Below are 23,674 nucleotides of genomic sequence, written 5' to 3' on the forward strand. Positions count from 1 at the left end.
CAATATCAATCAAAATATCAATTTTAGAATCTAAAATCTAAAATCTAAAATCTAAAATTAAAAATGAGAATAATACCAGCCATAGATATCATTGACGGAAAATGCGTTCGTTTGTCCAAAGGTGATTACGATACGAAGATAATTTACAATGAGAATCCGCTTGAAGTTGCCAAATCGTTTGAGGCACACGGAATAGAATATCTGCATTTAGTAGACTTAGACGGCGCAAAATCGAGTAAAATTGTCAATTATAAGATATTAGAACAAATTGCCTCACAAACCAGCTTAAAAATTGATTTTGGCGGCGGTTTAAAATCAGATGACGATTTGCGAATTGCTTTTGAAAGCGGCGCAAACCAGATAACCGGCGGTAGTATTGCGGTAAAAAACAGAACAATTTTCGAAAAATGGATTTCTGAATACGGCTCTGAAAAAATTATTTTGGGTGCTGATGCAAAAGACGAAAAAATAGCGGTTTCGGGCTGGTTAGAAGATTCAAATGAAGATTTGATTCCGTTTATTCAGGATTATCAATCAAAAGGAATTCAGTATGTTATTTGTACCGATATTGCAAAAGATGGGATGCTTCAAGGTCCGAGTTTTGATTTGTATGGAAAAATTCTAGAAGAAGCAAAAGGTATAAAATTAATTGCTTCAGGCGGTATTTCAACTTTTGATGAATTACCAAAATTAGCTGCATTACGCTGTGAAGGAACAATTATCGGAAAAGCGATTTACGAAGGCAGAATTACGTTGAAACAGTTAGAGGATTTTATAATTAGAAAATGAGAAAATTTGATAATTAGATAATTTTTCAATTAGTCAATTAGAAAATTAGTTAATTAGAGAATTCTTAGCGTTGCGTTTAAAATTATTATAGAATAATTACTAAGCTTTGTGAGCAATTATCAAATTATCTCATTGACTAATTATCTCATTAATTAACACATTAAAAATATGATAACATGTCATTTAAAATACGTTATAGATCCTTATCAGTTAGAGGCATTTGAAGATTATGGCAAGAGATGGATTAAAATTGTAAATCGTTTGGGAGGACAGCATCACGGTTATTTTATGCCTTCGGAAGGGGCTAATAATATTGCTTATGCATTGTTTTCTTTTCCAAGTTTAACGGCTTATGAAAATTACCGAAAACAAATGTTTTCAAAGGACGATCAGGAGTGTGTAGATGCTTTTAAAATTGCAGAAGACACCAGATGTATCATCAGTTACGAAAGAACGTTTTTGAGTCCTGTATTTGAATAAATTAGATAATTAGATAATTAGTCAATTAGATAATGAGATAATTAGATAATTTTTTACGTTGCGTTTAAAATTATCTAATTATCAAACTTTCTAATTAATAAATTAAGAAAAAATGTTAGCAAAAAGAATCATACCCTGTTTGGATATAAAAAACGGTAGAACCGTAAAAGGCGTTAATTTTGTGGACTTGCGCGATGCGGGTGATCCGGTTGAACTGGCAGAAATTTATTCGGCTGAAGGTGCTGACGAATTGGTTTTTCTGGATATTTCGGCAACCGAAGAGCGACGTAAGACACTCGTAAACATGGTGCGAAGCGTGGCAGAAAAAATCAATATTCCGTTTACGGTTGGCGGCGGCATTTCGTCTATAGAAGATGTTGAAGTTCTGCTGAATAACGGTGCTGATAAAGTTTCGATCAATTCATCGGCTGTAAAAAATCCGCAATTGATTAATGATTTAGCGCAGAAATTTGGAAGCCAATGTGTGGTAGTTGCAATAGATGCCAAGCAAATTGACGGACAATGGATCGTGCATTTGGTAGGCGGAAAAGTTCCAACAGAACTCAATCTCTTCGATTGGGCTGTTGAAGTTGCAGAACGCGGAGCCGGCGAAATTTTATTCACTTCGATGGACAATGACGGAACCAAAAACGGTTTTGCAAACGAAGCTTTGGCTAAATTATCGACTTTAATTAACATTCCAATTATCGCTTCGGGCGGTGCGGGAAATATGCGGCATTTTGTAGATTCGTTTAAAGAAGGAAAAGCAGATGCGGCTTTGGCTGCGAGTGTTTTTCATTTTAAAGAAATCGAAATCAAAACTTTAAAAGAAGAATTAAGGAATAATGGGGTTGAAGTTCGAATTTAGAAAGTAGAATAAAAAAAATAGTATAAAGAGGATAGAGTTAGAAAAAGATTTAAGAATCTAAAATCTGAACTCTAAAATCTAAAATAATAAAAAATCTAAAATTAAAATGAACGTAGATATAAAAAGCGCACACGGATTGATTCCAGCAATTATTCAGGATTCAGAAACTAAAAATGTTCTGATGCTGGGTTATATGAACGAAGAATCGCTTCAAAAAACAATAGAAACACAAAAAGTAACTTTTTTCAGCCGTTCCAAACAAAGACTTTGGACAAAAGGCGAGGAGAGTGGTAACTTTTTGAATTTAGTAAGCATAAAAAATGACTGTGACGGCGATACGCTGTTGATTCAGGCAAAACCAGTTGGGCCAACATGCCATACTGGGGCAGATACATGCTGGCAGGAACCCAATGCAGAAAACTATGGCTTTATTTCTCAATTAGAAGAAACAATCAAAACCCGTAGAGAAAATGCCGATTCGGAGAAAAGTTACGTTGCTTCTCTATTCGAAAAAGGAATCAACAAAATTGCTCAAAAAGTAGGCGAAGAAGCTGTAGAAGTAGTTATTGAAGCCAAAGACGATAACGACGATTTATTCCTTAGCGAAAGCGCCGATTTATTATTTCACTACTTGATTTTGTTGCAGGCAAAAGGCTTTCAATTAAATGATGTTGTGGAAGTGCTGAAAGGGCGTCAGAAGTAAAGTTTTGTTTCAAGTTTCAGGTTTCAAGTTTCGGGCTAACATGCGTAACCTGAAACCTAAAACCTAAAACCTGAAACTTGAAACTTGAAACAAATAAAACTATTTACTCCACAAACTCAAAAACAGCAAATTCTTCTGGCTGGTGAAAACTAAATTTATTACTCTTATAAGGCTGTAAAGCAAGGTATTCGATTGTATTACCGTAATCGATTCTAAAAGTGTTTCCTTTCCATTTGGTTCCCGTTTTGGGTTTGTAAAAATTACCATTTTGAATTTTTTCGAGACTCAAAAAAGGAATTTTTATCTCCGTATTATAACCTTCAGATGTAATTTTACTTGCAGTTTCGATTCCTGTAATATCAAAATTCATTTCCATATTCCAGCCTCCGCATTTAGGCAAAATGCATTTTAATAGTACATCGTAATAGGTTGAGAAAGCATTTACGCCAATTTCTACATAATTTTGGCCGTCTCCATCTGGATCAAGAAAAATTTCGACCAGATCATCGGTGTTAAAAATCTCAGAATCTTTGCTTTGTGGTTTTCCAATTATTTTAGAATCAATGCTTTTGTACGCTATATAGAGATTTTCATCATTCCACGAAAGTGAAACCAATGTCTGCTGCGACGCTTTGTCTCTAGTATTATGAATTACAAATGGTCCCAGAAAGGGTTTGTTCCATTCAGATAAATTTCCGTCAATTGCTATTGTCTCTTTTGTCTTGTAAATAGGAAACGTTTGTGCCTGGCTTTTAAAAATACAAATCAGCAATAAGAAAGAAGATAGGAGTTTACAATTCATAAGAAACAGTTGATTTTAAAAACTGCTAAAATAGAGAACTTTAGGAACTTTAACATTAAAACCGTTAAATCACAAATGTTAATTTCTTAAAAAACTATCAGGAATGTTTACTTTTGCTCTGTTTTAATACTTTAAAAATAGATCTTTCTTAAAAAAAATAGATGATGAAAAAATATTTTGCCAGTGCTTTAATTGCTCTTTTAACTGGTCTGAATGCTAATGCGCAGGGACTTTTAAACAAATCAGAAACAGTCTTTACACATCAAGATTCTTTACGAGGAAGCATTACTAAGGAAAGAGCTTGGTGGGATTTAAAATACTATCATTTGGATATAAAAGTAAATCCAGCTGAAAAAACGATTACAGGTTTTAATACCGTTCGTTATACGGTATTGACAGAAAACAACAAAATGCAGATTGATCTGCAGGAACCAATGAATATTACCAAAGTAACTCAAAATGGTAAAGATTTGAAGTTTGAAAGAGATGGAAATGCTTTCTTTATTACTTTAAATGAAAAACAGAAAGTTGGTGATACTAAAGAAATTGTGATTTCTTTTGGCGGAAAACCTAAAGAAGCGGTGAGAGCTCCTTGGGACGGCGGTCTTTCGTGGAAAAAAGATAAGAACGGTAAAGATTTTATCGCTACATCTTGTCAGGGTTTAGGGGCAAGCGTATGGTGGCCTTGCAAAGATCATATGTACGATGAAGTCGAAAATATGCTGATTAGTGTAAATGTTCCTGGAGATTTGACAGATGTTTCTAACGGAAGACTGCAAAGCGTTAAAAAAGAAAAAGACGGAACTAAAACTTTTAATTGGTATGTTTCGAATCCTATTAATAATTACGGCGTTAATATCAATATTGGGGATTATGTGAATTTCTCTGAAGTGTTTAAAGGAGAAAAAGGAGATTTAGATTGTAATTATTATGTTTTGAAAGACAATCTGGCTTTGGCTAAAGAACATTTTAAAGATGCTCCAAAAATGCTGAAAGCTTTTGAAGATTGGTTTGGTCCTTATCCTTTTTACGAAGACAGCTATAAATTGGTAGAAGTGCCGTATTTAGGTATGGAACATCAAAGTTCTGTAACCTATGGTAATCAATATAAAAAAGGATATTTAGGACGTGATTTGAGCGGTACAGGCTGGGGATTGAAGTTTGATTTTATCATTATTCACGAATCGGGACACGAATGGTTTGCAAACAATATTACGTATAAAGATATTGCCGATATGTGGATTCATGAGAGTTTTACCAATTATTCTGAAAGTCTTTTTATAGAGTATTATTACGGAAAAGAAGCTGGAGCTGAATATGTGAGAGGCTGCAGAAAAAACATTCAAAATGATAAACCAATTATTGGTCATTACGATGTAAATAATGAAGGTTCTGGAGACATGTATCCGAAAGGAGCCAATATGCTTCACACAATTCGTCAGGTTATTAATGATGATGCCAAATGGAAATCAATTTTGAGAGGTTTAAATGAAACTTTTTATCATCAAACCGTAACTTCAAAACAGATTGAAGATTATATCAATAATCACTCTGGAGTTAATTTTAATAGAGTTTACGCGCAATATTTAACTACAACTCAAATTCCGGTTCTAGAATACATGTTTAAAAATGGAACTTTAGGATATCATTGGACCAATTGTGTTTCTAAGTTTGATATGCCTGTAAAAGTTAAAATTAATGGAGAAGAAACTTGGCTGATCCCTACTACAGAATGGCAGTCGATAAAAACCGCCAACGAAGACAGAAAGCTTGAAGTTGATAAGGATTTTTATGTTACGAGTTCTAATATTGTAGAATAGAGTTTTTGAAAACCCCAATAAAAAAATCCCAAATTCCAATTAACTGGAGTTTGGGATTTTTTTATATAAAGTTTGAGATGATTTTTGAGTATAAACCTTCGTCCAAGTTTTAAACTTGTGCAAAGGTTGCTGTTAAGTGGTTCTTTTTCTTAATGTTAATTTTAATTATTGTACGAATAGTATGATTTTATTTCTTTAATTTAGATTGTGATTTATTATAAATATTTTATAATCAATTAATTAAAGCGTAATCCGAAAAGCTTAAGAGTAGGAAAAATTCAAACTATTTCAACAATGAAAAACTTAAAAAACCTAAAGAACACTCAAACATTAAGCAAAGAAGCTCAAAAAAACATTTTTGGAGGCGGACTTCCATATGTAAATCCAACGATTGGTTTATGCGATCGATTATGCGGAGAAGCGGGAGGCGTACTATCAAACACTCCAGGAAGAGGGGATGTTTGTCTCGCAGGAACATCAACTTGCTGCTATTGCAGATAAGATTTAGTTATAATAATCAAACCCGACAGATTTTTAAAACCTGTCGGGTTTGTTGTTCTTTACTATGTTCAACTTTGACAAAGTTTTTTTAGTATTCTATAAAAATTGGAATTTGGACCCGAGCGATAGCGAACAGGCGAAGCAATTTAAAAAATTGAAACTTAAAATATTACCTGCTGTTCAACTTCGCTTTTTCTCGGATAATTTCGCCAATAGTGCGATTTTCGATTTTGCTTTCAAGCCACGAAATTATATCTAAATAAAGAAAAGCTCTTTTTTCGTAAGTGCTTTTTTCCAGCTCCACAAAACGGGCATGCATTTTTTTGAATTCCTTTTTAATATCGGCAGGATAAAAATTATTCAGGTTTCTTAAAAACTTGATGATCTCTTTTTGAACTTCGTGCAAATCGTTCATTTTTATCAAGAACTTATACGTGCTTTTAAGGTGATTTTCTAAATAATAATCTTTACCAATTTCATAATGCGCAATCAAAGACAAAAGTCTGGCAAAGCACATTAAGTCTTCACGCATGGTTAAGTTTTTGTTATTGATGATTTTATCCAAATACAAAATGCATTCGTTGTACTTTTCGTTTCCAAAATAAATAGAAGCGATTTTATAGAAAAACAACATTTCGTGGTGTTCATCAAGATGATCGCTGTGCAGTTTTAATTTTTCTAATATTTCAGGAATTAAGTATTCGCTTTCTGCAAAAGTTCCTTTTAATATATGAAGGTTCAGTTTGTTGTTATACACATATAGAAATGATAACGACGCAATGTTGTCATTTACAGGAAATTTTGGATCGGCAATTGTTTCCTCTAGTAAACTCAGATATTTTTTAAAATTCGATTTATATTTCAGCATATAAAGGGATTCTAAAAAATAATGATTTCCTTTTAAGAAAAACACCGGATTCAAGTAAATCATATTGGGATTGTCGTAGAACAACTGAACCCATTTGTACGCAAATTTATAACTGGCTAAGAAATCCTGAACCAGAAAACTGCGCCAAAGACTGGCATTGTAAAACCAATACTTTTCGCGGAAACCAAATTTGCTTTCGTCAAGCTTAGCCACATGCCTGTTAAAGTAATCGTCAATGTATTTGTATTCTTCATCACTTTTTACGTAACCTGTTTTCAGCATGATTCCGTACAGCTGCAGTGAGAGATTTGATAATTTGCTTGAAATGGTATTTCGATAATTCAATTCCTTGGCCTGAACCACCAATTCGTCAGCGCGTCCTTGAATACTGCGGGTTATATACTGCGATTCGATTAGTTTTTCAAATTCTACAATCTCATACGCCATATATTTTTCGTCATTTTCCAAAGCCTGCTGTTTGGTCTTGTCAAGAATTTTTAAACTTTGCTTGTACAATCCTTTATTATAAAGAATAACAGCAAAATCCATCTGTTCCCGTAATTGATAGCGTATGTTCTGACTCGGAATGTTTAAACGAATACTTACCAGAATTTGTTTGTACAGATATGATTTTAAGTTAGATAGCTGTACTTTTTGTATAACACCGCTTTTTAGAATAAGCTTCTCATCATAGTTTTCAGATTTATCCAAAATATTAAACAATTCAATAAATTTTGTGTTAGAACTCGTCTCTAAACGACTTGCAAAAATTTTAAATTGACGTTTTTCTGATTTTGAAAGTGACTTTATTAGAACAAATAAGAAATCTTTTTGATGGTTAGCCATTGTAAAAAATAATAATGTAACTTATTGATAATTAATTTGTTATGGTGGTATAAATTGTGTTATGAACAGTATAATTTCATTAAAATGAATTTCGTACTGTGGTAGTACAATATATATTTGTTATCAAGATGTGAAATTACATTAAATAAATGAATATGAATAGAGAGAAAGTTCAAATTTTTGACACCACTTTGCGCGATGGTGAACAAGTTCCAGGATGTAAGTTAGATACTAAACAAAAATTAGTGATCGCAGAACGACTAGATCAGATGGGAGTTGACATTATCGAAGCAGGATTTCCTGTGTCAAGTCCAGGCGATTTTTTATCGGTCTCTGAGATTTGTAAAATTGTAGAGAATGCAACCGTCTGCGGATTAACAAGAGCCGTAAAAAATGACATTGATGTTGCTGCGGCAGCTTTAAAGCATGCTAAAAAACCTAGAATCCACACTGGAATCGGAACTTCAGAATCTCACATACTCCACAAATTACAAACAACGCCAGAGGACATTATTGCACGAGCAAAATATGCTGTTGCACATGCAAAATCGTATGTAGAAGATGTTGAGTTTTATGCAGAAGATGCTGGTAGAACAGATAATGCTTTCTTAGCAAAAGTATGCGAAGAAGTGATTAAATCGGGGGCTACCGTATTAAATATCCCAGATACAACAGGATATTGTCTTCCTGAAGAATATGGAGCAAAAATTAAATACTTAAAAGAAAACGTAAAAGGAATCGAAAACGTAATCCTTTCTTGTCACTGTCACAATGATTTAGGTATGGCAACTGCAAACTCTATTGCCGGTGCTATAAATGGAGCAAGACAAATAGAATGTACTATAAATGGTATTGGAGAAAGAGCTGGAAATACAGCACTTGAAGAGGTTGTAATGATCTTTAAACAACATCCATACTTAAACCTAGATACTAGTATCAACACAAAAGAATTAAACGCTATGAGTCGTTTAGTTTCTGAAAGTATGGGAATGATTGTGCAGCCAAACAAAGCAATTGTTGGCGCTAACGCATTTGCACACAGTTCAGGAATTCACCAAGATGGTGTTATTAAAAACAGAGCAACTTACGAAATCATGGATCCGCTTGATGTGGGAGTAAATGAATCGTCTATTATATTAACTGCCAGAAGCGGAAGAGCGGCATTGGCTTACCGTGCTAAAAAAGTAGGTTACGAACTAACAAAAGTACAATTGGATATTGTATATGTGGAGTTCTTAAAATTTGCGGATATCAAAAAAGAAGTTGTAGACTCTGATATCCATCAAATTATAGAAGCTTCTAAAATCGAAGGAGATTTGATTAGAAGTTAATTAAAGAGAAAAAAAATAATACCACAAGAATAAAGAATAAAGAGCAAAGAAAAAAAGGGATTTAAATACATAAAGAACGAGACGTTATGAATTTGAAAATTGCAGTTTTGCCAGGAGATGGAATTGGACCTGAGGTTATTTTACAAGCAAAAAAAGCTTTATACGCTATTGCGGAAGTTTACAATCATGAATTTGTTTTTGAAGACGCACTTATGGGAGCTGTTGCGATTGATAAAACCGGAACTCCCTTACCGGAGCAAACCTTAAACCTGTGTCTGAACACAGATGCTGTTTTGCTTGGTGCGATCGGAGATCCAAAATATGATAACAATCCAAATGCAAAAGTTCGTCCGGAGCAGGGATTGTTAAAACTTCGTAAAGAACTTGGTCTGTTTGCTAACATTCGTCCTATTAAACCTTACAAAGCTTTAATTGAATCTTCTCCTTTAAAAAGAGAAATTATTGAAGGAGCCGATTTTACAATTTTCAGAGAACTAACAGGCGGTGCTTATTTCGGAACTAAAACTTTGAATGAAGAAGGAACACACGCATCAGATTTATGTGAGTATACAGAAGAAGAAATCACAAGAATTGCACATCTGGCTTTTAAATCGGCACAAAATCGCCGTAAAAAGTTAACATTGGTTGACAAAGCTAATGTTTTGGAAACTTCAAGATTGTGGAGAAAAGTAGTTCAGAAAGTGAGTGAAAACTATCCAGATGTTGTGCTTGATTTCTTATTCGTAGACAATGCAGCAATGCAGTTAATCTTAAATCCAAAGCAATTTGATGTGATTTTGACAGAGAATTTATTTGGAGATATTTTATCTGACGAAGCCAGCGTAATTACAGGATCAATTGGTTTGCTGCCATCAGCATCTTTAGGAGAAAAGAATGCTTTGTTTGAGCCGATTCACGGTTCTTACCCACAGGCAAAAGGAAAAAATATTGCCAATCCGATTGCTTCGATTTTAGCAGCAGGGATGTTGTTGGAGCATTTTGGATTAACTAAAGAAGCAAACGTAGTTTTTGCAGCAGTTAAAAAAGCAATTGAATACAAAGTGGTTACAATTGACTTAAAACCAGATTCTAAATTTGGTACCAATGAAGTAGGGGAGTTCGTTTCTAATTTCATTTTTAGTAAAGACGATCTGCTATATTTTAATAATGACAATGTAAGTATTGGACAATCTACAATTGTTTAATATTTTTTGTTAAAAGATGAAGATAATGACAAGAATAGTTGAAAATGTTGATATTTTATTTTTTTAGTTGCTCAAGTTTCCATACTTTTGTAACACTAAAAAAATAGAAAGATGCAAATCTCAATTATTATTATTTCTGTCGTTGTTGTCAATGTGTTTAACACATCTGCATCGGGAATGGTATAAATATAATTGAAAAACTATATTACAAACCTTCCAAATACTTGGAAGGTTTTTTTTTGAACAAAAATTAAAAAAAATAATACAATAATGGAATTAAATAAGTACAGTAAGACCATCACTCAAGATCAAACACAGCCTGCGGCACAAGCAATGTTGTACGGAATTGGTTTAACTGAAGAAGATTTGAAAAAAGCACAAGTTGGTATTGTGAGCATGGGTTACGATGGTAATACTTGCAACATGCACTTGAACGATTTAGCAAAAGATGTTAAAAAAGGTGTTTGGGATGTAGATCTGGTCGGACTTATTTTTAATACCATTGGTGTCAGTGACGGTATTTCTAACGGAACTGAGGGAATGCGTTATTCATTGGTTTCTCGTGATGTTATTGCAGATTCTATCGAGACTGTTGTGGGTGCACAATGGTACGATGGTGTAATTGCAATTCCAGGCTGTGATAAAAATATGCCGGGAGCTTTGATTGCAATGGGAAGATTAAACCGTCCATCAATGATGGTTTACGGAGGATCTATCCATTCTGGAAAATGGAAAGGAGAATCATTGAATATTGTTTCCGCTTTTGAAGCTTTAGGTAAAAAAGTGAGAAACGAAATTACTCCAGAAGATTTTAAAGGTGTGATTCAAAATTCCTGCCCTGGGCCTGGTGCTTGCGGCGGAATGTATACTGCCAATACCATGTCTTCTGCAATTGAAGCATTAGGAATGAGTCTGCCTTACAGTTCGTCAAATCCTGCTTTGAGTCAGGAAAAAAGAGACGAATGTGCAGCTGCCGGTGCGGCGATAAAAATTTTATTAGAAAAAGACATTAAGCCAAGAGATATTATGACTCGCAAAGCTTTTGAAAATGCTATTACCATTGTAGCAGTTTTAGGAGGTTCTACAAATGCGGTTATGCACTTAATTGCAATGGCACACTCTGTTGGCATCACAATCACTTTAGATGATTTTCAGGCAATTAATGACAGAACTCCGGTTTTGGCAGACATGAAACCGAGCGGTAAATACATGATGGAGGATATTCATGCAGTGGGAGGAATTCCGTCGGTAATGAAATATTTACTAAAAGTAGGACTTATTCATGGAGATTGTTTGACAGTAACAGGAAAAACAGTAGCAGAAAATTTAGCTTCAACTCCAGATTTACAAGACGGTCAAGAAGTAATTCACGAAATACAAAAAGCATTAAAACCAACAGGAAACATTCAGGTTTTATACGGAAACCTTGCTTCTGAAGGTGCTGTAGCGAAAATCAGCGGTAAAGAAGGAGAATATTTTGAAGGTCCTGCAGTAGTTTTTGAAGGAGAATTTGAAGTAATTCCAGGTCTTCAAGCCGGAAAAATTAAACCAGGCAGTGTAGTCGTCATCAGATATTGCGGACCAAAAGGTGGTCCAGGGATGCCTGAAATGCTAAAACCTACCTCGGCAATTATTGGTGCAGGTTTAGGAAGCAGCTGTGCTCTTATAACAGACGGAAGGTTCTCTGGAGGTTCGCATGGATTCGTGGTAGGACACGTAACACCAGAGGCTTATGATGGTGGTGGAATTGCATTGGTTCAAGATGGCGATATTATTGCTATTGACGCGGTGAAAAACACTATTGATCTTAAAATATCTGACGAAGAATTCGCAGCCCGTAAAGCAAGCTGGATTCAACCTCCTTTAAAAGTAGACAGAGGAGTTTTACTTAAATATGCTAGAGCCGTATCAAGCGCTTCAACAGGATGCGTTACCGATAATTAATAAAATAACAATATCAAAAATCAATAGCAATGACAATAACAATATCAAAAATCAAATAGCAAAAAAAAACAAAAAATCAATTTACAATGTATCATTGAATTTGATTTTTGAGACTGCCATTGAATTTTGATATTGAAATTGAACTTTGATATTGATAAAACAAAATATACTATGAAAATATCAGGGGCAGAAGCCGTTATAAGATGTTTATTAGCAGAAGGAGTAGATTTAATTTATGGTTATCCGGGAGGAGCTATAATGCCGGTTTACGACGAATTATATAAATTTCAAGATCAATTACACCACGTTTTAGTTCGTCACGAACAAGGCGCTACACACGCAGCTCAGGGATATGCGAGAGCAACAGGCAAGGTAGGAGTAGCGATTGCAACTTCTGGTCCTGGAGCAACAAACTTAGTTACCGGAATTGCCGATGCTCAAATCGATTCCACTCCAATGGTTTGTATTACCGGACAGGTTGGAAGACATTTATTAGGTTCTGATGCGTTTCAGGAAACAGATATTATCGGAATTTCAACTCCGGTTACCAAATGGAATTTTCAGGTTACAGAGGCTTCTCAAATACCAGAAATAATAGCAAAAGCATTTTATATTGCTCGTTCTGGACGTCCAGGTCCGGTTTTGGTTGACATTACTAAAAATGCTCAGTTTGACGAATTTGATTTCAGTTACGAAAAATGTACAGGAATCAGAAGTTATGTGCCAGTTCCAAAATTAAAATTAGATAAAGTTGCCGAAGCTGCAGCATTGATTAACAGTGCCAAAAAACCTTTAATCGTTTTTGGACAGGGAATTATCTTGGGACAAGCAGAAGCTGAATTTAAAGCATTTGTAGAAAAATCAGGAATTCCTGCTGCATGGACTATTTTAGGACTTTCAGCATTGCCGACTGATCATCCGTTAAATGTTGGAATGCTTGGAATGCACGGAAATTATGCACCCAACTTAAAAACAAACGAATGTGATGTTTTAATTGCATTGGGAATGCGTTTTGACGATCGTGTTACGGGTAATTTAAAAACCTATGCAAAACAAGCAAAAGTAATTCACTTCGAAATTGATCCGGCAGAAGTGGATAAAAATGTTAAAACAGAGGTTGCCGTTTTAGGTGATGTAAAAGAATCTCTAGCAGCGCTTTTACCATTATTAGATCAAAAATCACATGATTCTTGGCACAACGAATTTAAAGAATTGCATCAAATTGAATTTGATACCGTAATAAAAGAAGAATTAAACCCAACTGGTGATAAAGGAATTTCGATGGGAGAAACTATCGAGATGATCAACAAACATTCAAAAGGTGATGCGATTATTGTAAGCGATGTAGGCCAGCACCAGATGTTTGCCTGCCGATATGCAAAATTTAATTCTTCAAAAAGTAATATTACTTCTGGCGGTTTAGGAACTATGGGGTTTGCACTGCCGGCAGCAATTGGAGCAAAAATGGGTAAACCAGAACGCGAAGTTGTTGCTATTATTGGAGATGGAGGTTTCCAGATGACAATTCAGGAATTGGGAACTATTTTCCAAACAAAAGTACCGGTGAAAATTGTGATTCTAAACAATGAATTCCTTGGAATGGTGCGTCAATGGCAGGAATTGTTCTTTGATAACAGATATGCTTCAACAAGAATGATCAATCCAAATTTTGTTGCTATTGCAGAAGGATATCATATAAAATCTAAAAAAGTAACACAAAGAGAAGATCTCGATGCTGCCGTGGCAGAAATGCTGGCTTCAAAAGATTCTTATTTCTTAGAAGTTATGATTGAAAAAGAAAACAACGTTTTCCCAATGATTCCAACGGGAGCTTGTGTTTCTGAAATTAGATTAAGCTAAATTAAAGTTTCATGTTTCAAGTTTTTTGAGTTTCAAGTTGTAGAACGTGAAACCTGAAACTTGAAACAAAAAAAACTAAAAACAAATGGAAGATAAAACATTCACCATATCGGTATATTCAGAAAATAATGTGGGATTATTAAATAGGATATCAGGAATATTCTTAAAGCGACACATTAATATATTAAGTCTAAATGTTTCAGAATCAGAAATAGAAAACGTTTCAAGATTCATCATTGTAGTAAATACTACAGAAAAATGGGTTCAGAATATTGTCGGGCAGATCGAAAAACAAATTGACGTTATCAAAGCTTTTTATCACACAGACGAAGAGACTATTTTTCTTGAAAATGCTTTGTTCAAGATAGCTTCGAATTTATTATTTGACGAAAAACAAATTCAGAACATCATCAAAGAAAGCCAGTCAACAATTGTTACAGTTTCAAGAGATTTCTTTGTGATTTCTAAATCTGGAAGACGCTCTGAAATTGAAGAATTGTATGAAAAGATCAAACCATACGGAATCATGCAGTTTGTACGTTCTGGGAGAATTTCGGTTTCAAAACAAAAAATGGAGATTTCAGCATTGTTAGAAACCTTCAAATAATCAATAAAAATGTGATATAACAGTTTCACAATCATTTATATATAAATTAATTATTAAATTTCATTTCATTAAATATTTTAAAACAAAATGGCAAATTATTTCAACACACTACCACTTAGATTACAATTAGAGCAGCTAGGAGTTTGCGAGTTTATGGATCAGTCAGAATTTGCAGACGGAATTGCAGCATTAGCAGGAAAAAAAGTTGTAATTGTAGGCTGTGGAGCACAAGGTTTGAATCAAGGATTAAATATGAGAGATTCTGGTTTGGATATTTCTTATGCATTACGTGCAGATGCAATAGCTGAAAAAAGAGCTTCATTTAAAAACGCTTCAGAAAACGGTTTTACTGTTGGTACTTATGAAGAATTGATTCCAACTGCAGATTTAGTTTGTAACCTTACACCAGACAAACAACATACTGCTGTGGTAAATGCAATTATGCCATTAATGAAAAAAGATGCCACTCTAGCATATTCTCACGGTTTCAATATTGTTGAAGAAGGAATGCAGATTCGTAAAGACTTAACAGTAATTATGTGTGCGCCTAAATGTCCTGGTTCTGAGGTTCGTGAAGAATATAAAAGAGGTTTTGGTGTGCCGACACTTATTGCGGTTCACCCAGAAAATGATCCAAACGGATTTGGTTTAGACCAGGCAAAAGCTTACGCTGTAGCAACTGGAGGACACAGAGCAGGAGTTTTAAGATCATCTTTTGTAGCAGAGGTAAAATCAGATTTAATGGGTGAGCAGACAATCCTTTGCGGATTGCTTCAAACAGGATCTATTTTATGTTTTGATAAAATGGTAGAAAAAGGAATCGATGCTGCTTACGCTTCAAAATTAATTCAATACGGATGGGAAACTATCACAGAAGCTTTGAAACACGGTGGTATCACAAATATGATGGATCGTTTAAACAATCCTTCAAAAATTGAAGCTTATGAATTAGCAGAAGAATTAAAAGATATCATGCGTCCGTTATTCCAAAAACACCAAGACGATATTATTTCTGGAGAATTCTCAAGAACTATGATGGCGGACTGGGCTAACGACGATGTGAATTTATTAAAATGGAGAGCGGCAACAGGAGAAACTAACTTCGAAAAAACAGCACCGCAGGAAGCTCCAATTTCTGAGCAGGAATATTTTGATAATGGAGTATTGATGATTGCCATGGTTAAAGCGGGTGTAGAATTGGCTTTTGAAACAATGACAGAAGCTGGAATTATTGAAGAATCTGCATACTATGAGTCATTACACGAATTGCCTTTGATCGCTAATACAATTGCTAGAAAGAAATTATTCGAAATGAACCGTGTAATTTCTGACACAGCTGAGTACGGTTGTTATTTATTTGACCATGCTTGTAAGCCTTTGTTAACTGAATTCATGAAAAAAGTAGAAACTAATATTATTGGTAAACCATTTTCAACTTCAAACGGTGTTGACAATGCAGTACTTATCGCAGTAAACAAAGAAATCCGTCAGCATCCTATCGAAGAAGTAGGAGCTTGGTTGAGAGAGTCTATGACTGCAATGAAAAAAATTGGATAATAAATTTAGGGAATTTCCGCTTTCTTCGAGAAAGCGGGATTTGCACTGTATCAATATTTTGTAATATTTTGAATTAGTAAGCACTTATTAAAAAAATAGGATATAGATGCATATTGCATTCACTTAACTTTTATGAGTTAAGTGAAGCTGATCCCTTTACCGGGGTATATTTTAGTTGAAATATACTTGCTGAAATTTCTCTTTTTATTAATAACACTGCTGCTTTTTCAAAATAGGAAAAATACAGCACGGTCTAAAAAAAATTAATTGTTATTGAAATTTGTTAAATTTAAAAAGGCATAATATCTATTTATTATGCCTTTTTTGTCCTTACATTTGGTTTGAAAAAGAAAGTTTTAAGATAAATGCATACAATTATCATATTTTATTAAATAAATGTTTTCTTTTAATAAAATTTATGAATTAAATTATTTTTCGAATACAATCAGATTTAATACTTTTATAAAAAAATCAACAAACGATGAGCTATTACAAAATTGAAAATTTAGAACAATATTTCAAACACTACAATAAGTCAATAAGAGAACCTAGAAAGTTTTGGGGAAAAATAGCTGAAGAGAATTTTACATGGTACCAGCAATGGGACAAAGTTGTTGATTTTAATATGGCTGACGCAGAAGTAAAGTGGTTTACTGAAGCTAAAGTTAACATCACCAAAAACTGTATTGATAGACATTTAAGCAAAAGAGGAGAAAAAACGGCAATTATTTTTGAGCCGAATGATCCTTCTGAAGAAGCTTTGCATATAACGTATAATGAATTATACGAAAGAGTATCAAAAATGGCAAACGTCCTGCGCGAACAAGGTGTTCGTAAAGGCGACAGAGTTTGTATTTATTTGCCAATGATTCCAGAATTGGCGGTTTCTGTTTTGGCTTGTGCTAGGATAGGGGCGATACATTCTGTAATTTTTGCTGGATTTTCTGCTTCTGCAGTATCTGCGAGAATTAATGACTGCGAATGTAAAATGGTTATTACTTCTGATGGCGGTTACAGAGGAAACAAAACAATTGACTTAAAAGGAATTGTTGACGAAGCCTTAGAAACCTGTCCATCTGTTACAAAAGTTTTGGTAGCGAAAAGAACTAATACAGAAGTTAAAATGAAAGACGGCCGCGACGAGTGGCTGCAGCCATTATTAGATGTTGCTCTGGATAACAGCGTAGCAGAAATTATGGATGCAGAAGATCCGTTGTTTATTTTGTATACTTCTGGATCTACAGGTAAACCAAAAGGAATGGTGCATACTACAGCGGGTTATATGGTTTACACCGCTTATACTTTTAAGAATGTCTTCAGCTACGAAGAAAATGATATTTTCTGGTGTACAGCAGATATCGGCTGGATCACAGGTCACTCGTATATATTATATGGTCCGTTATTGAACGGGGCAACAACTGTAATTTTTGAAGGAGTTCCGTCTTATCCAGATTTCAGCCGTTTTTGGGACATTATCGAAAAACATAAAATCACACAATTCTATACTGCACCAACAGCAATACGTTCGCTGGCAAAAGAAAGTTTAGATTATATTCAGAAATATCCTTTAAAATCGCTTAAAGTTATTGGATCTGTTGGAGAACCAATTAACGAAGAAGCTTGGCACTGGTTTAACGACCACGTTGGAGATAAGAGATGTCCTGTTGTAGATACATGGTGGCAGACAGAAACGGGCGGAATATTAATTTCTCCGATTGCATTTGTAACCCCTACAAAACCTACTTACGCAACTTTGCCGTTACCAGGAATTCAGCCTGTTTTAATGGATGAAAAACGTAACGAAATTGAAGGCAATCAGGTAGTGGGAAGTTTGTGTATTAAGTTTCCGTGGCCGGGAATTGCCAGAACAATCTGGGGGAACCACGAACGTTATAAAGAAACGTATTTCTCTGCTTTTCCAGGAAAATATTTTACAGGAGACGGTGCATTAAGAGACGAAGTTGGTTATTATAGAATTACTGGTAGAGTTGATGATGTTGTAATTGTTTCGGGTCATAATCTTGGAACTGCTCCTATTGAAGATGCTATTAACGAACACCCAGCGGTTGCAGAATCTGCTATTGTTGGTGTACCGCACGAAATAAAAGGAAATGCCTTATATGGCTATGTAATTCTTAAAGAAACTGGTGAAGTTAGAAATAGAGAGAATTTATCAAAAGAGATCAATCAATATATTGCTGACCACATCGGGCCAATTGCAAAATTAGATAAAATACAATTCGTGTCTGGTTTGCCAAAAACACGTTCAGGAAAAATTATGCGTAGAATTTTACGTAAAATAGCCGAAGGAGATTTCTCTAATTTTGGAGATACTTCAACATTATTAAATCCTGAAGTGGTAGAGCAGATTATGAAAGAAAGAATTTCTTAAGAATTAGAATTTCGAACTTGATAGAAATCGAAGTAAATTCAAATTACTATAAAAAATGCCTCTTAAATTTAAGAGGCATTTTTTTGTTTACAAAGTGTCATAATTCCGGACGAATGAAATTTTTATAGAATTAATGAAACACGTCTCATTTTTTGCAATAGCATTATTTTTTTCTATAAACGTTCCGTTGGGACTTGTGAGAGTATTATAATATTTATAAAGTTTTGGAATTTCAAAAATTGGAATTTTACAAAACTTTATTTAATTCCCAATCTTGATTTTAGTTTTAAAAACAAAAGTCCAATTCTATAAGCGTCTTCTGAGGAAGAACTTCTGTCGCTTTTTTGAATTTTATAAATTTCGCATAAATCGTCCAGCGAAAATTGTTTATCATTTATATCGGTCAGTTTTCTATACATTACATCAACATCAAGCGCTTCATTTTTAAGTCGGCCGCAGTCTAATCTTTCCAAGGCAGCATTGAGCATTTCGATGTCAAAATTAATATGATGTCCTACCAAAATTGAATTTCCGATAAAATTAACCAAAGCTTCAAGCGCCTGTGGTTCCGGCATTTTTACCATCTTGCTTTCGATGATAAATTCATTCGAAAGTCCATTGTCCTGCAAGTATTTATATTGTAATAAAACAGTTTCAAAATTTTCTTTAATTACAATACTGTCGTCTATAACCGAAAAAGCTCCAAGAGAAAGAATAACGTCCTTATTCGGATTCAAACCAGAAGTTTCTGTTGATAAAACAACAAATCTATTGGGCTTGGTTTCGAATTTAGTTAAGTATTCTTTCCAGAATTCCGGATAATCTTTATTGATATTTTTTAGCCAGTCTAACATATTTTTATGAGAATTGTGTCAATTGAAATTTACTCTTAATCAGTTCCTCGAGGTCTTTCATTGGGGTCAAAGCATTTTTTAATTTTTCTTTGTCACTTTTAGACATTTCTCTTAAATTAATATATTGGCCAGAGTCGTCATTTTTTAATCCTTCAACAGTTCTAAATTTAGAAAGAGTTAAAAAAGCTTCTGCACAGCTTAAGTAAATTTCGGCATTTTTAGAATCTGTAATGGCTAATTGTTTGAATCTTAAATACGTATTTTGAATTCCTTTGATATTGGCATTCAATATCAATAAACGCGCACCATCGATCAAAGGCATCAGGGCGCGGGTTTTAATATCAAATTTTCCTTTATGCGGTCCTTCTTCTTCGATAATAAATTTTTTGAAGAAACTTAAAGGAGAATTTCTTTTTAAAGCATCATTTCCTAAAAAGTCAAAAAACAAGGTATTGTTTACAGCATTTTTGAAAATAACATTTTCTATTGCTTCTTCAATCTTTGGCTCACCAAAAACAATTTCATAATCAAAGAAAATACTGCTTAGATCATTGCTGTTTTCACCTGGAGTATTCATCCAATTGTTGTATTGTTTTGTCCAGTCACTCAGGGATTTACACCAAAGCATATTGCTTCCCATATGTCCGTTAGGGCAATATTCGTAACCAACTTTTTCCAGAATAGCAGTTGTTCTTTTGGCCAATCTTAAGAAATAATCTTTTACTTCGCGATATTTCTCTGGAGTAACATCTTCAAAAATTAAAATACTATCTTGGTCTGTAAGCAGTAATTGCTCTTTACGCCCCTGACTTCCAATGCTTAACCATGCAAAACGTGCAGGAGGGGAGCCCAAATCTAAAATAGACAGCTCTACTGCTCTTTTTATAATAGCCAAGTTAATCTCGCTTGCAATATTGCTGACATGCGAAATTGGAATATTTTTCTGAATCGAATTCTGGATCAAGTCTGACAGACGATCGCGAATTTGTTTTAAATCTTTTGGAAGCTGCGAACGTTTAATTTCTTTGATTAAAACGCCAGGGTTACTGGCTTGAGCCACAATAAGATCGTGTTCTGATATAATTCCTTTTACCGCAGATTTGCTTGTACCGTCTTTGGTAACACACAAATGGGTAACATTATATTTTAGCATTAACAATTGTGCTTCTGCCAGAGATACATTTTCGATAACGGTAACCACCGGCGAAGACATGATTTTGTCAATAGTTTCGGTAATCGGATAGCGGCCTGTTGCAATTTTGGATGATAAATCGGCATTGGTAACAATTCCGATTGGATGGTTTTTTTCGCCGCAGATTACAATATTATCCACCATAGAATCTGTCATCAGGATAGCAACATCCTTAATGATATGATTTGCCTGAGTGGTCAGTGGTGAATTATTGTAGTTAAGTGACTGAATATATTGCATTTCTGTCTGCTGATCTAAAAAATCAGTATCCGTAATTAACTTGCCGTTTGAGCTTACGCTGTCTTTGGTATGTCTTGAATTTACGGCAAAACTCTCTAATAAAAAGTTTAAAACGTCTGAATTATTAGCGACAAAAGGTCTAAAAACAGCAATTGGAATAGCATAAATAATACTTTCTTCACGCGCTTTTGCCGTCATCATATAGTTGTTTTTGGCAAAAAACGGACGCAGACCAAAAATATCGCCTTCATGGCATTTGTTTATAATGGTTTCTTCGGCATCTGCAATTGTAGTAAGATTGATTACACCAGAAGCCACAACATAAAAACTTTCATGAAGTGGATCGTTATTTTGAAATAAAACAGCGTGTTTTTCTAAATTTATGACACGAATATTCGTGGCAATGTCAGATAATTCCTGAAAAGTTAGATTATCAAACGGTTTGTATTCCTTCAAAAAATCTGCAATATGCTCAGCAACTGTATTCATATGTTTGATAAATTTTTTAAAATATCGAATGTAAAAATACTAAAATAAACTCTTAGAATGAAACCATCTTGATGAGAATATAATTATTTTAAAGAAATGTTAAGATTTACTGATAATAAGGCTTTAAAAAGTTTTTTTAAAATTGAAAATACATAATTATTCAATAATTGGATTTATAGAAATGTTTTAAATGAGATTTTAAAAATCAGTTTTTCAGCGATTTAAAATTCAAATAAATTAGCTGAAGGATTTTTTTATTTTTTGAATGAAAATATAAGCAGCATCATAATATTCAAAAATTGGATTTTCTGAAATGTTTTAAAGGAAATTTTAAAAATCAATTTTTGATCGATTCAAAATTCTAATAAATCAGTTAAAAGATTTTTTTATTTTTTTGAATGAAAATATGAGAAGCATACCAAGTGTGAGAGAATTAAAATCAAACATAGATTCTGTGGAATATTTTAAATTTCAAGCGTACAGCACATTGAGCAGGAGATTTCTAAAATATCCTATTTTACATAATATAAATTATAGTTCAAAAGTATCTATATGGAAATGGAGGCGTATCCGTTTGCAAACGTTTAATCACGTTCTTATTCTGTTCTACTGTATGCTTCATGCTTTGCATATTTGAAAAAATAATTTTTGTATTTTCAAATAATAAATTTTCACCCTATTGATATAAATGATTTCAAAAATTAGATTCAATATACTAAGCTTGATATTTCCCGTATTTCAGAAATAAAATTTATTTTTTCCAAATATCGGATTTTCGATAATTGATCCAGTATTCGTATTTTTAACGAAAAACGATTCTGATAAGATATTATTAAAACTAATGACGAATATTCGAAGTCTGATATTTCTCGTATTTGAAAAATAAAATTTATTTTTTCCAAATATTGAATTTTCGATCCTTGATCTAGTATTTGTATTTTGAACAAAAACTATTCTGATATCAGATACTATTAAAATTAACTACAAATATTCAAAGCTTCATAATTCGCGTATTTCAAAAAAAATAATTTCTTTTTTCAAATATCGATTTTTTGCGTATTGATCTAAGATGAGATTTTTGATTGGGAAATTATCGCCGATACTTGATGTTTTCAATTTCTCATACTTGAAAAATTATTTTATTTTTCTCGACAATTGCAATGATTGTATAATAAATTAAGCCTTTAATTATTTACAACAGCTTTTTATAATGTTATATTTAATTGATTTACAAAGTAGCTTTTCCAGAAATCTACAACTTTCTTTATTTCATCTTCAAAATATAGTTTAGTACCATCTTCTAAAATTATTTCAAGCCTGCTAACATTAAAATCTTCTTTACACCAGTCGGATGTGTGAAAATCGCCTATATGCAATCTTGCTTCTTGCATGCCTCCCTTTGGGTTGTCAACCTTACTATGTTTGCTTGAATTTGCTATATCGTGCATAATTTTTAAAGAATTACATAAAGGGTAGAGAGTTTCGCGAAAAACACCTATACTGTGTCTGTTTTGTAAATCTAAATTATGAATTGTTGAAAAATGATTAAATACCCAATCAATTAAGTGCCATGATTTTTCAGCAAGATTTTTTGCTTTTGTAGATGAAGCATAATCGTTTAAAAAATCATCATATTGAGCAATTAATTCTTTTAGCGTTTTTTCAGGTGTATCTTGATCAAAATTGTAGCTAGGCATATTTTTAATTTTAACTTTACAATACTACAAATTATTTTAGGTATAATTATTTATTCTTTTATAGCAATTGAGAAAGTGAAATTAAAATTATTAACTCCATCCTATAATATTTTAGAAATAACTATTTCTCAACATCTCTCCATTATTTTAAGTAAAAATCCTATATTTGGCATTTATGATACATACCGATATGTCAGACAAGAAAATACATCAAGGTCGAAATATAAAGCGTTTCCGTGAAATGTTAGGCATTAAACAGGAAGTACTTGCCTATGAATTAGGTGAAAACTGGAATCAAAAAAAGATTTCTCTTTTGGAGCAAAGAGAATTGATTGAAAAAGATATTTTAGAACAGGTTGCTAAAATCCTAAAAGTGCCTGCGGAATCCATTGAAAACTTTGATGAAGAACAAGCAATAAACATTATTTCAAATAATGCCTCTTTTGAGAATTGTCAACAACCAGCTTTTTTTAATAATCAACCTACTTTCAATCCTCTTGATAAAATGGTCGAGCTTTACGAACGTATGCTGGAACAACAAAAAGAAATGATTGAGAAATTGGAAAAAATAATTCAAGGAAAGTAAATTATACAAATACTGTATTCGCTCCTAAAAAAAATGATTAACT

The 23,674-nt window shown here is 33.5% G+C and carries 19 protein-coding genes; 14 read left to right on the top strand and 5 right to left on the bottom strand.

The features are described 5' to 3' along the window. The first annotated feature begins 63 nt into the window (after positions 1–63). The 4 genes from hisA (at position 64) to hisIE (ending at position 2,840) form a co-directional block, all read left to right on the top strand. On the top strand, positions 64–789 hold the full coding sequence (gene hisA, locus C4F50_RS06745; protein ID WP_193845641.1) for a 1-(5-phosphoribosyl)-5-[(5-phosphoribosylamino)methylideneamino]imidazole-4-carboxamide isomerase: 726 nt from the start codon (positions 64–66) through the stop codon (positions 787–789). Positions 790–957: 168 nt separating this feature from the next. Then, complete coding sequence (locus C4F50_RS06750) at positions 958–1,269, top strand: NIPSNAP family protein (protein ID WP_193845642.1); 312 nt, start codon at positions 958–960, stop codon at positions 1,267–1,269. Between the two features lie 112 nt (positions 1,270–1,381). Further along, on the top strand, positions 1,382–2,137 hold the full coding sequence (gene hisF, locus C4F50_RS06755) for an imidazole glycerol phosphate synthase subunit HisF (protein ID WP_193845643.1): 756 nt from the start codon (positions 1,382–1,384) through the stop codon (positions 2,135–2,137). Positions 2,138–2,237: 100 nt separating this feature from the next. Further along, entirely contained in the window at positions 2,238–2,840 is a 603-nt protein-coding gene (gene hisIE / locus C4F50_RS06760) for a bifunctional phosphoribosyl-AMP cyclohydrolase/phosphoribosyl-ATP diphosphatase HisIE (protein ID WP_348536989.1), read from the top strand. A gap of 103 nt (positions 2,841–2,943) precedes the next feature. On the opposite strand, the gene C4F50_RS06765 is transcribed toward hisIE, so the two are convergent. Then, positions 2,944–3,642, bottom strand: a complete 699-nt coding sequence (locus C4F50_RS06765) for a carbohydrate-binding family 9-like protein (RefSeq protein ID WP_193845645.1) — start codon at positions 3,640–3,642, stop codon at positions 2,944–2,946. Positions 3,643–3,806: 164 nt separating this feature from the next. On the opposite strand from C4F50_RS06765, the gene C4F50_RS06770 reads away from it, so the two are divergent. Together C4F50_RS06770 and C4F50_RS06775 are read left to right on the top strand one after the other, a co-directional pair. Further along, positions 3,807–5,462, top strand: a complete 1,656-nt coding sequence (locus tag C4F50_RS06770) for a M1 family metallopeptidase (protein WP_193845646.1) — start codon at positions 3,807–3,809, stop codon at positions 5,460–5,462. A gap of 294 nt (positions 5,463–5,756) precedes the next feature. Next, positions 5,757–5,963 (top strand): hypothetical protein, encoded by a 207-nt coding sequence (locus tag C4F50_RS06775; protein WP_193845647.1) that lies wholly within the window; start codon positions 5,757–5,759, stop codon positions 5,961–5,963. A 169-nt stretch (positions 5,964–6,132) separates the two neighbouring features. On the opposite strand, the gene C4F50_RS06780 is transcribed toward C4F50_RS06775, so the two are convergent. Next, on the bottom strand, positions 6,133–7,677 hold the full coding sequence (locus C4F50_RS06780) for a hypothetical protein (protein WP_193845648.1): 1,545 nt from the start codon (positions 7,675–7,677) through the stop codon (positions 6,133–6,135). A gap of 155 nt (positions 7,678–7,832) precedes the next feature. Between C4F50_RS06780 and C4F50_RS06785 the strand changes: the two genes are divergently transcribed. From C4F50_RS06785 to acs, 7 genes are all read left to right on the top strand, one after another. After that, complete coding sequence (locus C4F50_RS06785) at positions 7,833–9,008, top strand: 2-isopropylmalate synthase (protein ID WP_193845649.1); 1,176 nt, start codon at positions 7,833–7,835, stop codon at positions 9,006–9,008. Positions 9,009–9,094: 86 nt separating this feature from the next. Continuing rightward, complete coding sequence (gene leuB, locus C4F50_RS06790; protein ID WP_193845650.1) at positions 9,095–10,213, top strand: 3-isopropylmalate dehydrogenase; 1,119 nt, start codon at positions 9,095–9,097, stop codon at positions 10,211–10,213. A 270-nt stretch (positions 10,214–10,483) separates the two neighbouring features. Next, positions 10,484–12,157 carry a dihydroxy-acid dehydratase gene (gene ilvD, locus C4F50_RS06795; protein ID WP_193845651.1) on the top strand — a complete coding sequence of 558 codons (1,674 nt, stop codon included), beginning with the start codon at positions 10,484–10,486 and terminating at the stop codon, positions 12,155–12,157. A gap of 171 nt (positions 12,158–12,328) precedes the next feature. Continuing rightward, a complete protein-coding gene (ilvB, locus tag C4F50_RS06800; RefSeq protein WP_193845652.1) occupies positions 12,329–14,017 on the top strand; it encodes a biosynthetic-type acetolactate synthase large subunit in 1,689 nt (562 codons plus the stop codon). An 85-nt stretch (positions 14,018–14,102) separates the two neighbouring features. Continuing rightward, a complete protein-coding gene (ilvN, locus tag C4F50_RS06805; RefSeq protein ID WP_193845653.1) occupies positions 14,103–14,624 on the top strand; it encodes an acetolactate synthase small subunit in 522 nt (173 codons plus the stop codon). An 87-nt stretch (positions 14,625–14,711) separates the two neighbouring features. Further along, on the top strand, positions 14,712–16,181 hold the full coding sequence (ilvC, locus tag C4F50_RS06810) for a ketol-acid reductoisomerase (RefSeq protein ID WP_193845654.1): 1,470 nt from the start codon (positions 14,712–14,714) through the stop codon (positions 16,179–16,181). 481 nt (positions 16,182–16,662) lie between these two features. After that, on the top strand, positions 16,663–18,573 hold the full coding sequence (gene acs, locus C4F50_RS06815) for an acetate--CoA ligase (protein ID WP_193845655.1): 1,911 nt from the start codon (positions 16,663–16,665) through the stop codon (positions 18,571–18,573). A gap of 257 nt (positions 18,574–18,830) precedes the next feature. Here acs and C4F50_RS06820 read toward each other — a convergent pair whose 3' ends face one another. From C4F50_RS06820 to C4F50_RS06830, 3 genes are all read right to left on the bottom strand, one after another. Continuing rightward, positions 18,831–19,427, bottom strand: a complete 597-nt coding sequence (locus C4F50_RS06820) for a 3'-5' exonuclease (RefSeq protein ID WP_193845656.1) — start codon at positions 19,425–19,427, stop codon at positions 18,831–18,833. 4 nt (positions 19,428–19,431) lie between these two features. Then, entirely contained in the window at positions 19,432–21,348 is a 1,917-nt protein-coding gene (locus tag C4F50_RS06825; protein WP_193845657.1) for a DUF294 nucleotidyltransferase-like domain-containing protein, read from the bottom strand. 1,205 nt (positions 21,349–22,553) lie between these two features. Continuing rightward, positions 22,554–23,045, bottom strand: a complete 492-nt coding sequence (locus C4F50_RS06830) for a hypothetical protein (protein WP_193845658.1) — start codon at positions 23,043–23,045, stop codon at positions 22,554–22,556. 175 nt (positions 23,046–23,220) lie between these two features. Between C4F50_RS06830 and C4F50_RS06835 the strand changes: the two genes are divergently transcribed. Further along, entirely contained in the window at positions 23,221–23,631 is a 411-nt protein-coding gene (locus C4F50_RS06835) for a helix-turn-helix domain-containing protein (protein ID WP_193845659.1), read from the top strand. Positions 23,632–23,674: the final 43 nt, after the last annotated feature.

It is taken from the genome of Flavobacterium hungaricum (assembly GCF_015182285.1).
GTDB lineage: Bacteria > Bacteroidota > Bacteroidia > Flavobacteriales > Flavobacteriaceae > Flavobacterium > Flavobacterium hungaricum.